We start from the raw sequence: 14,839 nt of genomic DNA, 5'->3' as shown, positions 1-14,839 counted from the left end.
CTCTGCCTGTTTGGGTGGGGGTGCTGATATTCTTTTGACAATTCCTCTCTTCTTCCCCTACTAGTTACTTGCATCACTTCCAAGTTATTTCTTAACCAGGTAAACAAGCACCTTACCCATTAATGTATATTTCATTCTTTGTATAAAGGAATAATAAGTCATTGCTTCAAATACTAAACTAATCTTCTTTTACTTCACTTTTGCATGTGGTTATATAATTATACCAAGATTATATAAAAACTACCCGGGTGGGTAGGTACAAAACTAGCCCTAGAGTCTAGGTAAATGGACATAATAATAAGTGTACTTCATGGATGATTTTTAATTAAACCCTATAACCATGAACAAGTTTACACACACTTTATTTATGCTATTGGTAACATATGGACTGGCTCAAAGTCAGGCCTTTGTAACCACCTGGAAGACGGACAATCCCGGTTCTTCTAATGATAATCAGATAACCATTCCCACCACTGGCACTGGTTATAACTACACTGTGAATTGGGGTGATGGCTCCAGTGATGCGGGTGTTACAGGCAATATAACTCATACTTATACTTCACCGGGTATTTACACTCTTTCAATCTCGGGTGACTTTCCTAGAATATATTTTAATGATTCCGGAGATAAAGACAAAATCTTGACCATTGAGCAGTGGGGGGCTATTGAATGGACCAGTATGATGAATGCATTTTTTGGATGCTCGAATGTAACTAGTAATGCGTCTGATGCTCCTAACTTAACAAATGTATCAACCATCCAAGGCATGTTCTCAAAAGCTTCATCATTCAATGGCGACCTTAATAATTGGGATGTGAGCAACGTTTCCATAATGTACGCAACGTTTTTCCGTGCGAGCAGCTTTAATGGAGATATTTCCAATTGGGATGTAAGCAACGTTAATAATATGTCTTACATGTTTGCATACGCAAGTGCTTTTAATCAAAATTTAAATGATTGGGATGTTTCGAATGTATCAAATTTCGAAATGATGTTCAGACAAGCAACATCCTTCGACCAACCACTTGATGAATGGGATGTATCTAATGCCTCAAACTTCTCTCACATGTTTAGAGAAAGTGGTTTTAATCAAGACTTAACAACATGGATCACAACAGCCGCAACTAATATGTCTGCAATGTTCTTTGATAATAGCTCTTTTAATGGTGATGTATCAGGGTTTGATATGAATGGAGTAACAAACACTGCTTCCATGTTTTCATTTGCAGATAATTTCGATCAGAATTTAGCAGGTTGGGATGTGTCTACCATAACCAACATGACTGAAATGTTTAATAACTCTGGTTTATCAACCACCAACTATGATAATCTTTTAGTCGGATGGGCACCCCAGTCAGTTCAGTCTGGTGTTCAATTTGGAGCAAGTGGCACTAGTTTTTGTCATTCAAGCACGGAGCGAGATAATCTCATCAACGATCATGGATGGGTATTTACAGATGCAGGGCAAGAATGTCTACCCTTTATAACTACATGGAAAACCGATAATCCAGGTACATCTGCTGCTAACCAAATTACGATTCCTGTAAAAGGTGGTGTAATCTATAATTATGATGTGGACTGGGGAGATGGAAGCAGTGACACTGGAGTTAATGGCAGCATTACTCATACCTATGCCAGTGCCGGTACATACACCGTTCAGATTTCTGGGGATTTTCCTCACATCTATTTCAACTTTGGTGGAGATAAAGAAAAACTTCTAACGATAGAGCAATGGGGTGATATTAAATGGTCTTCCATGGAAGCTTCCTTTGGAGGCTGCACTAACCTTACAAGTGATGCAACAGATGCTCCAAATTTGTCAAACGTTACCTCCTTAGAACGAACCTTTACCAGCTGTTCAAATTTCAATGGAGATGTTAGTAATTGGGACACTTCTACCATCACTGAAATGATCAGAACATTCCATGGTGCCACCATCTTTAATCAAGACATTTCTGACTGGAACACTTCGAATGTCACTATTATGCAAGGTATGTTCCAAGAAGCCGTCATATTTAATCAGGATATATCTGGTTGGGATGTAAGTAATCTTGAACGTGCGAATTATATGTTTTACAAAGCAACCTCATTTAATCAAGACTTATCTGGTTGGAACATGAGCAAAGCCATTAATATAAATAGTATGTTTCATGAAGCTTCTTCTTTCAATCAGGACATAAGCGGATGGAACGTAAGTAATGCTGTACGAATGGATGAAATGTTTCATGATGCTTCCGCCTTTAATCAGGATTTGAGTAGTTGGGATATCAGCAGTGTAACACATATGCCAAACATGTTTGATGACAGCGGACTTTCTCAAATCAACTATGATAAAATTCTTCAGGGTTGGGCAGCTCAAACAGTACAACCCAATGTAACTTTAGGAGCACTCAATGTAGATTACTGCTTGGGCTCAACAGCACGAAACACTCTACTTGCAGGACCAAACAACTGGACAATCAATGACGGTAATGAAAATTGTGTCGTCAACATACCTGATGCCAATTTTAAAGCAGCCCTTTTAGCAAACGGATCAATCAACACAGATGGTGATCCTACTGAGATTAGTTATCAGGAGGCAGAGGTTATCAATAACCTACAATTAGCAGGTCTGAACATATCGGATTTAACTGGTATAGAAGCATTCACAGCACTTAATGTATTAGCTGCTAACAACAACAATCTCACTTCAATTGATCTAACTAATAATGAGTCCTTGGATTATCTCTCTTTAAGCGGAAATGATTTGACAGAGATAGACTTGAGCAATAACCCTACTCTTATCGAGGTAATACTAAGTAATAATCAACTTACAGAAATTGATCTGGGTAATAATGGGCAAATAACTACACTTTGGGTCGATCAAAATGATATAACTAGCATTGATTTATCCAACAATCTATTACTTGAAGATTTAAGGTTGGATAGAAACCCCAATCTTTCAGGGCTTAACATATCTGTTAATGATCAATTGACTGTCTTGCATGCATACAGTTGCAATATTTCAAATCTGAATGTATCCAATAACACATTACTCGAAGGCCTTTTTATCTACGGCAATCCAATTACAGCAATCAATTTATCAGGCCTTACCAACCTGGACGATCTAAGGGTTGGCGGGCTAAGTATATCAACGCTCGACCTATCTGATAATCCGAATCTTCGATTTTTGAGAGCTTCTGGTATGGGATTAACGTCTTTAACCTTAGAAGGCTCAAGTTTAGTTCAATTGTTTGTTCAGAATAATAACCTGTCCGGTGCCCTCGACTTAAGTATGTTTCCAAACTTGACAACTGTAAGAATTGAGCAGAATGATTTTAATGAATTGGACTTAAGAAATGGCAATAATGTTTCTATATCTAACTTTAACACTACAAGCAATCCAAATTTGACTTGCATTTCTGTTGATGATGTGGCTTTTGCTGAAGCGAATTTCACAAATATTGATGCACAAACTGAATTCAGTACAAACTGCAACGCTGTTCATATACCTGACACTAATTTCAAAACAGCTCTATTAGCCAATACAAGCATCAATACTATTGATGATGGTGAAATAACATTTGATGAGGCAGAGGCATTTACAGGCACTATTAATGTAGCAAATGGGTCTATTTCAGACTTGACTGGCATAGAGGCTTTTATTAACATAACCAGATTATTCTGTTCTCAAAATCAACTAACTGCTTTAGATATTAGCCAAAATACAGCATTAACGGTATTGAGTATCAGAGATAACCAAATCAGTTCTTTAAATTTAAGTAACAATGTTGCCTTAGTAGAAGTTGATCTTACTTCTAACCAACTTACGTCCTTGGATGTAACTAATTGTCCCGCTTTAGTGGATTTGGGTTTTGACAACAATCAACTTACATCAATTGATTTGAGTAATAATGCCTCATTAGCATACTTATTTTGCGAAAATAATCAACTTACTGAATTAGATGTGAGCAATAATACCAGTTTGATTGAACTGTTTTGCTTAGGTAATGAAATCACCTCTTTAGATTTAAGTCAACATGCGGATTTACAATATTTCGATTGTAATGACAATCAACTCACTGAGCTAAATATTGCCAATGGTAATAATATAGATATTCAAAGTTTTGATGCAACAAATAACCCTAACCTTACCTGCATAACTGTGGACGATGTGGCCTATGCAGAAGCCAACTTCACAGATGTAGATGAGGCGGCCAACTTCAGCACCAATTGTAGTAATACTACCAATGACATCTTAACCTTCAGCTTTACTGAACAGGCTATCGATGCGATAATTGACGATATAAATCATACAGTGGTTATTGATGTAGTATCAGGTACTGATTTTACTAACCTCACTCCTACGTTTACAGTTTCTGCTGGCGCATCAGCTAATCCAGCATCGGGCGTAGCTCAGGATTTTAGCAGTGATTTTGTTTATACAGTTACCGCTGAGAATCCGACAGCTATTCAGGAATGGACAGTGACTGTAAGGGAAGAAAACACGGCTCCTTCTGATATTGCATTGGATAACAATACGATAGATGAAAACAATGACATTGATGCAGTGGTTGGCACTTTCAGCACAACTGATGTTGATGCTTCTGATACACATACATATGCATTGGTGGCAGGAACAGGAGACTCAGACAATGCCTCTTTTGATCTATCGGGCAGTGATTTAATTGCTTTAGAATCATTTGATTTCGAAACAAAAGCATCTTATTCTATCAGAGTTCAAACAGATGATGGCCGCGGTGGTACTTTTGAAAAGGAGTTTACTATTTCAATTAATGATGTTGAAGATAGAAGCGAACAAACTATCACCTTCGAACCCATTGAAAGTCAATTCTTCGAAGCTGGTTCTGTTACACTTTCGGCTAGTGCATCCTCTGGTTTAACAGTGAGTTTTGATATTGTAAGTGGACCTGCAACGGTGAGCGGTAATGTGGTTTCGTTTACCGATTTAGGAACAGTGGTAGTGAGTGCCAGTCAGGCTGGTGATGCAGAATTTCTTCCTGCAGTTTCAGTAGAACAAACTTTTGAAGTAATCACTGTAACTGGCTTTGAGGAAGCAGCCTCTGCCCTACTTGTTTACCCGAACCCTGCTTCAGATGTGTTAACGGTACAAACACAACAGGAGAATGTTTCTCTTCGGTTATTAAACCTAAATGGATCGGAGGTGATGGAAGTAAGACCAAATGTAAGCAATGACATTTCTCAATTAGATAATGGAATCTACTTCTTACTTATTTCAAATTCTCAGGGTGTAATAACTCATAAAATTATTAAACAATAAAATTACCCACCTCTAAATCTCCTCCCAAGAGGAGACTTATTCCCCTCCCTGGAGGGGTTAGGGGTGGGTCTAACTTAAAATATAAAATCATGAAAAATATAAAATATAGCATATTAGCAATAGTTTTTATCTGGGTAGCGACATTTACAAGCTGCAAAGACGACTCTGATTCAACACCGAGCGAAACAGATCAACAATTAATAACTCTTCAGAACAACGGTACCAACTGGGTATTGGGCAATGATGGAGTCACCAAAGATGGCTTTGATGTGACGAGTCAGTTTGCAGGGTTTAAGCTAAATATTGGAAATAAAACCTATACTACAGAAAATGGCCTGAGTCCTGTTTGGGAACCATCAGGCAATTGGGATTTTATAGACAATAACCCAAGCCTGATCCTTAGAGATGGTGATACTCAAATAGTTGTGAGTGTTACTTCTAATGCTTTAACCTTAACATTTACTGCCGCTGCAGTACCTACAGGAGGCCGAGTAGAATCGGTTTCCGGAGAATACCAATTTCACTTAGTAAGTGAATAGTGTGTGTATGTCAGTTAGCCCCTGCCCGTTTGGGTGGGGGTGCTGATTACAATGCTCAATAATCAGGTCAAAACCGTTGAATAACAGTTTTTATGTTGATATTCGTCATGTAAAGTCCTCCTCTATTCCTCTAATTTAGATATCAACAAAACAGGGGAAATCATGACAACCACAGTAGTAGTAGGTGGCAGTTTTGCAGGCATGACTGCCGCAATCGAAATCAAAAGGAAGGGCAAAAAAGATCATCAAGTTATCCTCATTGATAAATCACCACTCTTTTTATTCATTCCATCCTTAATTTGGGTTCCTTTTAAAAGAAGAGAAATGAAAGACATCTCTTTCAAAAAAGAAAATATCTTGAAAAAGAAAGAGGTGGATTTTGTACATGCAGAAGCTTTGAATGTGGATACATTCAATCAAATAGTTACCACAACCAAAGGCGATTATCATTACGATAATCTCGTAATAGCAACAGGCCCAAAAGTAAAATACGATGTAGCACCAGGAGTAGCTGAACATGCGCATTATATTGGAACACCTAATGGCGCTATGAAACTCAGAGCCGCTTTAGATGAGTTTAAAAAGAACCCAGGCCCGATAGTAATTGGTGCAACCCAAAATGCTGGCTGCATGGGTGCTGCTTACGAATTTCTGTTTAATATGGAAAAGTGGCTTCGAGAGCAGAACATTAGAAAGAAAGTTGACCTTTATTGGATAACCCCAGAAGACTACCTCGGTCACTTTGGTATTGACGGCATGCCTATGGGCGAAACCATGCTAAAAGGCTTTATGAAAATGTTTCACATCCATTACGAAACCGGTGTAGCTGTTAAAGAAGTAACTGCTAACTCAATAATTCTGACTAATGGTGAAGTGATTGATAGTTCCTTAACCATGTTAATGCCTCCTTTTGTAGGCGTAGATTTCGTCAAAAACTCTCCTAACCTGCCTTCTACTGAAGTGGGTTACATTCCGGTAACAGAAAGTTACAGACATAAAGAATTGAAAAACGTGTGGGCCGCTGGTATTGCTGTTCATGTGGATTTACCATTTGAATGCAAAAACATACCTTTTTCTGCACCAAAAACGGGTTACCCATCAGATGAGACAGGAAAAATTGTAGCGGAAAACATTATTAGAACGGCTAAAGGACGGGAAGACCTAATCAAAAAGCCTTGGGGCAAAATACCCGGACTATGCGTAATGGATGCTGGTAAAAAAGAAGTCTTAATTTTATCTAACCACCTGTTCAAACCAAGAACATTTGCGATTATGATACCAAACATCTTTTATGACTTCACTAAAGTGTTTCTTGAAAAATACTTTTTATGGAAGTCTAGAAGAGGTTTGGCCTGGTTACCATAAAATTGATTTCTACCAGTTGTCTGATGAAGGCAATGCCTTACTTTAATTAGTAGGGCATTGTTGTTTTATTGCTCATCTTAGTTTGAAATTAACTTACTGATGAAGAAAAGTATCTCTACTATTCTATTTATTCTTTTTGCTCGCTGCCTTGTTGCGCAAGATGTCTTATCTAGCGAGATAACTTTCACGATTAAAAATGCTAGAATCAATGTAAATGGGAGTTTAGAGCTAGAAAAAGTCATAATGCAATTTAATCCTAACGATTTAAACAACAGTTTAATCAAGGGTTCCGTGAATGTAAAAACAATTGACACGGGAATTGGCTTGCGCGATAAGCACCTGAAAAAAGAAGACTATTTTGATGTAGAAAAATATCCCTTCATTGAATTGACATCGAAATCATTTAGTAAAGTTGGGCCCGATCAATTTGAAGGTCTATTTAATCTAACGATTAAAGTAACAACGAAAGAGTTAACCATTCCATTTTACATAGTAAAAGAAGAATCGACCGTTACATACAAATCGGACTTCGAAATTAACCGACTAGATTTTGGAGTTGGCAGCAACAGTTGGGTAATGGGCGATGAGGTGAAGGTAAGAATCGAATTAGTAGTTCAATAAATTCAGTATTTTGAATTATAATAATTGTGAAAACTATCAAAATGTGACCTTTGAGAATCCTATGGATTACAATAATTAAAGAACTTTGATGGAAGCACTAAACTCGTAATTATCCCTCTTTTATTTTAAGAGATAATGAAACAAAACAATTGACCATAAAAAGACATTATGAAATTCAATTTAGTTTATCTGATATTTCTATTTATCTATATAAGTGCTTGTGATGATAAAAAGGATGCATCAAATCTTCAACAAATCAATCCCCCATTTAATGGCTTTAATGTTAAAAGTAATAGTGTACAAATAGATCCAAATATCCATCAAATAGCAAGATTTGAAAATGGAGTAAGTTTGGATATACCTGCAAATACTTTTATAAAAGCAGATGGTTCGGCAATTACTAATAAGGTAACCATCGAAATCAAATCTTATAATTCAGTTTCAGAAATTATTGCTTCAGGTATTCCCATGACTTTCAATCATAATGACGAGGTTTTCAATTTCGAGTCTGCCGGCATGTTCGATATCAGAGGAACTTCTGATGGTGAACCCATTTTTATAAAAGAAGGCAGTAAATTAAACATTCATTATCCATCTACAGCCAATGGCGATTTTGATTTCTTTTATTTCAATGAAGAAAGCACGTCAGACTCAATAATGGCAGGTCAATGGAAAAAACTAACCGATGTTCAAGCAAATATAAATGCAGTCGACACAACAAAAATTATTGATAATTTCAACTTAAAATTTGCTTCTAAAGAATATCCTGAACTAGCTCCACTTGAAGACATAAAGTGGAAACTAGCTACTAATTATGCTAATCCGAAGTCTAATGAAAACAACTGGGTTCTAAAGGAAAATTGGTCTTCACTTTCTATTTCGCAACCAAAGTATGGATTTGGTAAAACGCTGATCAATGAAAAAATCTATTCTAATAATGACTCATGGTTTACTAATAATATTAAAACAATAAAGAATGGAAGCTTCATTATTATACCTGAAGAGACAAAAATTAACATCTGGAATAGATCGGGTGACTTTATAAGATCAATCCCGAAATCTGAAAGCAGTTATGGTGGCTACTATGACAATTTTGAAATTTGGGAAGATAATTATATTGTGATTAATGGTAAAAATGGTTTGTTCCTTTTCAATCATATAGGTGAATTCATCTGTAGGTTTGATTTTTCTTATGGCTATGAAATTATACCTTCTTATAAGAGAGTAATAAGTCAAATTAATTATGATAAAAGTCACATTAGAATTCAAGGATTTGATGGGAAATTAATTAAAGATGTTTATCTGAATTTTGACGACAGTTATGATAACAGAGGCATAATTGAAAATTGGCTAATTACACCAAATCAAAAACTAGTTACAAATTCTTATGATGGGATTAAAATCTACAATCTCGATGGTAATCTTTTTAATGAGAGACCAGGTAAATATAGAAATATCGAAAGTCTATCTCCTGACACTTTATTAATTCATGAATTAAATGGGACACTAACATTATGGGATTACATGAAAGATGAATCAATTAATTCAAAACAAAAGTTAATTATCAATACTAATTACAAGGAAAGAAATGAAAACTACTACAATTCCATAAAATCGGTTCATGGGACAAATAAACTTTTAGTTACAGAATATACCTATGAGGAAGAAGGTCGTAAAAATTTCAATTCACGGGTTTGGGATTTCAGGTCAAATACAGTTAAGGCTTTACCATTTGTTGAAATGTATTCTAATTACCATTCATTGCCAAAAAACGTAATTCCTGGTTACAGCCATCCTAATTCAACATTTCGCCTTTATGACCTAAGTAAAGAAAAGAATTTATTGACTATAAAAAATGCTGGTATATGCCTTCATTGTGATGTTTATGATTATTCAATTAAGATATCACCTAAAAAAAGTTACTTATTATTTGAGGGTAATTCTCAACAAAAGCTTTACACATTAAAAGGTCAAATGATTAGAGATCTTACAATGGTGGATTCTTTAATATTTACATCTGATTTTATAACAGATAGTACTTTTTATACCCTTTCCAAAGATGGGTATTTTCGATTATGGTCAGTTGAAGGAAATGAAATTGAAAGTAAAATATTAGGCACTTATGATAACTTCTATGCTAGAAAGTATGCAAATATGATAAAGGTATTTGAGATGGATTTGGAGAAAAGTAAATATTATAACCTGAATGGTCAATTACTTTTATCAACCAGCTCATTACCTATTTATGAAATATATGATTCTAGCCAAATACTTTATAAAGGCAACGATAATAATCTGGTTTTAAAAAACCTTTTCGAATTGAAGTCCTCAATATATCAGCTTGAGTTAAAGAAGGGAGAAAAAATATTTAATACGTATGTCTATCTTGACAAGAATGATTTAGAATTGATAAATCAATATCTTCCAAAAAAGCTAGCAAATTACAACAAAGAAAAAAAGCGTAAACAACAAGAGGCTAATGTATATAGAAGCTTTGAAATTAATAAATTCGGATTATACAATTGGGATAGGTTAATTAAAGAAGCTGGTAGTTTACAATTTACAGCGAACTTCGAATTTGATGTACCAAATGACTTTAATAATATTTCAGTATTTCACGTTACTTATATCAACGGTAAAAGTGTAATCAAATATCCCGTTCAGGATAATATAAGATTTGCATATAATCCAAATGTTTCAAATCAACTTCTTGCTGTACTACCTGATAACAAAGTAGCGATCTTTGAGGAAACAGATTTTAAAAACATAAGTACTGAGCAAATAAAGAAAGATGATACCTATACCTTCAAATTAAGATCAATCAATAAACCAATCAAGAGTATTCTAGAACTTGACTCAGTAATCAATATCCAATTATAATTGCAGATTAAAGTGGAAGGTGGTTTTAATAACGTCAATGTTTTAGGAAGCTGACAAAATTAATTCCAGGACAATTGCGTAACTATTGTTACAAACTAATTCTCTAAGTACCGTTAAAATTGTAAAAGTTAAATTTTAAAAAATGATAGACGCACTTAAAAAAATAATCGGAGGCTCCAATACTAACTACAAAGAACTAGTGGAAATAGGAGCCATTATTATAGATGTAAGATCTGCCGCAGAATATGCCGGTGGACATGTGGCAAATTCAATTAATATCCCATTAGATCAGCTAGACAAAAAATTAAATCAATTAGATAAAAAGAAACCTATTATTACTTGTTGTGCCTCAGGAATGCGAAGTGGCGTAGCAAAAGGTGTACTTAAATCTAAAGGGTTTGAAGAGGTTTATAACGGTGGGGGCTGGATGAGCCTGAATGGTAAGTTGGTAAAATAAATCGACATCCGGTACATTCTGGATTTTACCATTCAATCTCTTTTCTATCCCTTAAAAACTTTCCATTGGGTATGTCTTCAGCGGTAGCTAACCACACTGCTGTATCTGCCCCTTGTTCTACAGAACGTTGAGCACCTTTGCCTCCCATATCTGTTTTAACCCAACCGGGGCACATGCTGTTTATTTTAATATTCGTTTCTGACAAATCATCGGCAGCTATTTTCGTAAAAGCATTTAGACCAACTTTCGATAACCGATAGGCAGGATGCAAACCAGCCATCTCTATCATTGCTCCAAGTTCACTGCTAATATTTATTATCCTTCCTTCTTCACTACCTTTTAATAGATTAATGAGCGTTTTAGTTAAATCCATCGGGCCATAAAGATTTATCTGCACGGTTTTTCTAACAGTATCCATGGCAACAGATAACACATTCTCTCCCTGGTCTAAAAACACAGCGGCATTATTTATAAGCACATCTATCTTTTCATAGTCTGTGTATAAACCTTTGGCGAAATCATGAATACTCTCAGGGTTTTCTAAATCCAACTTCCTAAACTCAACTTGGTATCCTGAGTCTTTTAATTCAGTAGCGAATTGGCTGCCAGATTTGTTGTCCCTTGCCGCAATAATCAGATGATGCCCCATTTCAGCCAATTCTTTTACTATTTGCTTACCTATACCTCTATTCGCTCCCGTTACAACAACAGTTTTACTTTTCATTTTACTGTATTTATTTACTCATTGATTATACTTTTACTAAACTATAACAAGTCGATGTTTAAATAGATTAATTAGATGAAAGTTGTTCCTAATCCATTCAAAATAGTAGATTAGCGCATGACTGTTTGGGAGGCTCTATTATTATTAGGTACTGGCATTTTGGCCTCTTTTCTTAATGTTACTTCCGGTGGAGGTTCTTTGGTGTCACTTCCAGTATTAATATTTCTTGGCCTCCCTCCCACCATTGCAAATGCCTCCAATAGAATTGGCATAATCAGTCAAAATTTATTTGCAGTTGCCGGTTTTCGTTCAAAAGGTGTACATGCATGGCCATACAGTTTATACATTGCACTTTCAGCATTTCTGGGTGCCATCATAGGCGCAAAGATATCTGTCGATCTCAGTGATGATATTTTCCAAAAAGTAATTGCCATTGTTATGGTGGGTGTGGTATTACTCACGGTTTTTAACTCAAAAAAAACAAATACTATAATCAAGGAAAATATGAGTGTTAAGGCTCAGGTACTGGGTGTTATTGTTTTCTTTTTTGTAGGAATTTATGGAGGTTTTATTCAGGCTGGAGTTGGTTTTATAATGATAGCGGCACTTACAGGAATTAACGGATTCAGTTTAGTAAAAACGAACAGCGCTAAAGTATTTGTTGCTTTAATCTACACATTATCTGCCGTGGCTGTATTTATTTATGAAGATGTTATCAACTGGACTTATGGGTTAACTCTGGCAGCCGGAAACGCTATTGGCGGTTGGTTAACCAGCAGATGGTCTGTAAAAAAAGGAGATAAATGGATCAAAAGAATTTTGGTGATCACAGTAACAGCATTGGCCATTAAGCTCTGGTTTTATTAATTTAAACCTCTATGAAAATTATTAAAGAGTTTAGAGAGTTTGCCATTAAAGGCAATATGTTCGATATGGCTATCGGTATAATAATCGGTGTAGCCTTTAATAAAATAGTTTCCTCCCTTGTTAATGACATAATCACACCTGTTTTTGGACTTGTACTAGGTAAGGTTAATTTTCAGAATTTAAAGGTGGTTATACAGGAAGAAATTAAAACTTCTACGGGCGAAATTGAGCAGGAATTAATTACTCTCAATTACGGTATTTTCATTCAATCGATTCTGGATTTTTTGATTATCGCTATGACAGTCTTTCTTATTGTTAAAGGAATTAACAAGTTGAGAGCCAAGGCTGATAATGAAAAAGACGACTCGGTACCAACACCAAAAGACATTCAGCTCCTCTCTGAAATAAGAGATCTTCTTAAGAGCAACAAACAGTAGTAAATAGTATTGAATTAGCCAATTTTGAACATTAATCAACTTATTGGTGTTGATTATGCATGAAACCTAAAACATTAGAACAAATCGGATTAAAGTGGGGACTGATCGTATTTGGGTTACTCTCCGCATATTTTTTTGCGCTACAGGTACTTGGGTATGTCCACGAGATAGAACTCAGGTTATTCAATGGAGTGATCATGTATTTTGGTGTGTACAAAGCCATCAAAGAATTTAAAAACTCAGATCACGACTTCAATTATTTTCAAGGATTAGGTACGGGAATTATTACTGCATTTGTAGCATCCCTTGTATTTTCAGTATTCGGGTTATTATATCTGACAGTGATCAACCCAGCTTTTATGGAATCCATAAAGTTGAATGAACCACTCGGGTTATACATGAATAAATACGGTGCAGTATTTCAAATTTTCATAGAAGGTATGGCCTCTGGGTGCCTAATGAGTTTCGCTAATATGCAGCTGCTTAAAAAATCGCATATGGCGGGTGCCAATGAAATAGGTTAACTTACTAATTGTATTATTCAAGCCATTTGGTATCGCATCAAATGGTTTTTTTGTGGAAAATAATACACACTTATGTACCTCAATTCCCCATAATCTTACTAAATATTAGCTTTTAAGCTTCTTAGAGCATAGGAATGAATATTGCAGTATATAAGGTGATTGCTTCTAAACTCTAGAAGCCTTCAACGAATTTTAAAATACATAACTATGGAATTATTATTAGACGGAAAGTGGAAAGAAGTAAAAGGAAAACTAAAACAAAAATATGGTGAATTAACAGATGACGATTTAATGTACCAAAAAGGTATGGAAGATGAGTTATTCGGACGTATAGAAAAAAGAATCGGAAAAAGTAAAACCGATATCCGTAGAGAAGTTGAGTCACTAATCAACAAATAAATTTGATAATTATTTATAAAAGGCATTCGCTAGCTAGCGAATGCCTTTTTTTATCCTTTCGGCTTCAGCGGCCTTACCTCTATATCTACATGATGGTAATTAGCATCTGATTCCAAACAATGAACAATGGTGCTGGCAATATCTTCAGGCTGCATCATATTATCGTTAGCAGTAACGGAATCTATTGAATCGAAAAAGTTAGTTTGAACTGAGCCCGGATAGATGCAGGTGACTTTTACACCATCATTCCTCACCTCTTTATAAAGTGATTGAGAAAAACCTCTTACAGCAAACTTAGTCGCACAATAGCCAGACATACCCGGAATACCCGTTTGACCCGCAATAGAAGAAATATTTATTATATGTGCTTCACCTAACTCTTTCATTCCGGGTAGAACTTGCTGGGTACAATAAAATACACCATCCACATTGGTTCTAAACATGGTGCTCCATTGCTCTTCTGTTAGTTGTTCTAGCTCGCCTTCAAAGCCAAGGCCTGCATTGTTAACCAAAATTGAAACGTCATCACCAATGCTATTAATCGTACCGTGGTAAGCATTCTTAACCGAACTCAGGTCTTGAACATCCGTCTCAAAAAAGTAAAAATTGGTGTGCTGTATGTCTGGTGCTGTCCTGCCCCACCCTGCAACTAAACATCCTTTCTTGAGCAAAGCCTCTACTGTAGCCCTACCAATTCCTTTACTTACACCGGTAACTACAGCCACCTTATCTACTAATTCCATAA

Annotated in this window: 12 protein-coding genes; 10 read left to right on the top strand and 2 right to left on the bottom strand. The window is 35.7% G+C overall.

Annotated elements, in window-relative coordinates; translation table 11 throughout:
* Positions 1-340 precede the first annotated feature (340 nt).
* The 6 genes from JR347_RS09230 (at position 341) to JR347_RS09205 (ending at position 11,143) form a co-directional block, all read left to right on the top strand.
* Entirely contained in the window at positions 341-5,281 is a 4,941-nt protein-coding gene (locus JR347_RS09230) for a BspA family leucine-rich repeat surface protein (RefSeq protein WP_205723763.1), read from the top strand.
* 89 nt (positions 5,282-5,370) lie between these two features.
* A complete protein-coding gene (locus JR347_RS09225) occupies positions 5,371-5,820 on the top strand; it encodes a hypothetical protein (RefSeq protein ID WP_205723762.1) in 450 nt (149 codons plus the stop codon).
* Between the two features lie 162 nt (positions 5,821-5,982).
* Entirely contained in the window at positions 5,983-7,185 is a 1,203-nt protein-coding gene (locus tag JR347_RS09220; RefSeq protein ID WP_205723761.1) for an NAD(P)/FAD-dependent oxidoreductase, read from the top strand.
* Positions 7,186-7,284: 99 nt separating this feature from the next.
* Positions 7,285-7,806, top strand: coding sequence for a YceI family protein (locus JR347_RS09215; protein ID WP_205723760.1), 522 nt, complete (start codon positions 7,285-7,287; stop codon positions 7,804-7,806).
* 168 nt (positions 7,807-7,974) lie between these two features.
* Entirely contained in the window at positions 7,975-10,686 is a 2,712-nt protein-coding gene (locus JR347_RS09210) for a WD40 repeat domain-containing protein (RefSeq protein ID WP_205723759.1), read from the top strand.
* Positions 10,687-10,828: 142 nt separating this feature from the next.
* Entirely contained in the window at positions 10,829-11,143 is a 315-nt protein-coding gene (locus tag JR347_RS09205; RefSeq protein ID WP_205723758.1) for a rhodanese-like domain-containing protein, read from the top strand.
* Between the two features lie 25 nt (positions 11,144-11,168).
* Here the strand turns inward: JR347_RS09205 and JR347_RS09200 are convergent, their stop codons facing one another.
* Positions 11,169-11,867: an SDR family oxidoreductase gene (locus JR347_RS09200; protein ID WP_205723757.1), complete on the bottom strand. Its 699-nt coding sequence runs from the start codon at positions 11,865-11,867 to the stop codon at positions 11,169-11,171.
* A 117-nt stretch (positions 11,868-11,984) separates the two neighbouring features.
* Between JR347_RS09200 and JR347_RS09195 the strand changes: the two genes are divergently transcribed.
* From JR347_RS09195 to JR347_RS09180, 4 genes are all read left to right on the top strand, one after another.
* Positions 11,985-12,734, top strand: a complete 750-nt coding sequence (locus tag JR347_RS09195) for a sulfite exporter TauE/SafE family protein (RefSeq protein WP_205723756.1) — start codon at positions 11,985-11,987, stop codon at positions 12,732-12,734.
* Positions 12,735-12,745: 11 nt separating this feature from the next.
* Entirely contained in the window at positions 12,746-13,171 is a 426-nt protein-coding gene (mscL, locus tag JR347_RS09190) for a large-conductance mechanosensitive channel protein MscL (protein ID WP_205723755.1), read from the top strand.
* A 59-nt stretch (positions 13,172-13,230) separates the two neighbouring features.
* Positions 13,231-13,695 (top strand): DUF4199 domain-containing protein, encoded by a 465-nt coding sequence (locus tag JR347_RS09185; protein WP_205723754.1) that lies wholly within the window; start codon positions 13,231-13,233, stop codon positions 13,693-13,695.
* Positions 13,696-13,902: 207 nt separating this feature from the next.
* Positions 13,903-14,094, top strand: a complete 192-nt coding sequence (locus JR347_RS09180; RefSeq protein WP_205723753.1) for a CsbD family protein — start codon at positions 13,903-13,905, stop codon at positions 14,092-14,094.
* A 50-nt stretch (positions 14,095-14,144) separates the two neighbouring features.
* On the opposite strand, the gene JR347_RS09175 is transcribed toward JR347_RS09180, so the two are convergent.
* A complete protein-coding gene (locus JR347_RS09175; protein ID WP_205723752.1) occupies positions 14,145-14,837 on the bottom strand; it encodes an SDR family oxidoreductase in 693 nt (230 codons plus the stop codon).
* Between the last annotated feature and the right edge of the window lie 2 nt (positions 14,838-14,839).

This window comes from Fulvivirga lutea, assembly GCF_017068455.1.
In the GTDB taxonomy this organism is placed as follows: domain Bacteria; phylum Bacteroidota; class Bacteroidia; order Cytophagales; family Cyclobacteriaceae; genus Fulvivirga; species Fulvivirga lutea.
This window is presented reverse-complemented; position numbering and strand designations above follow the sequence as displayed.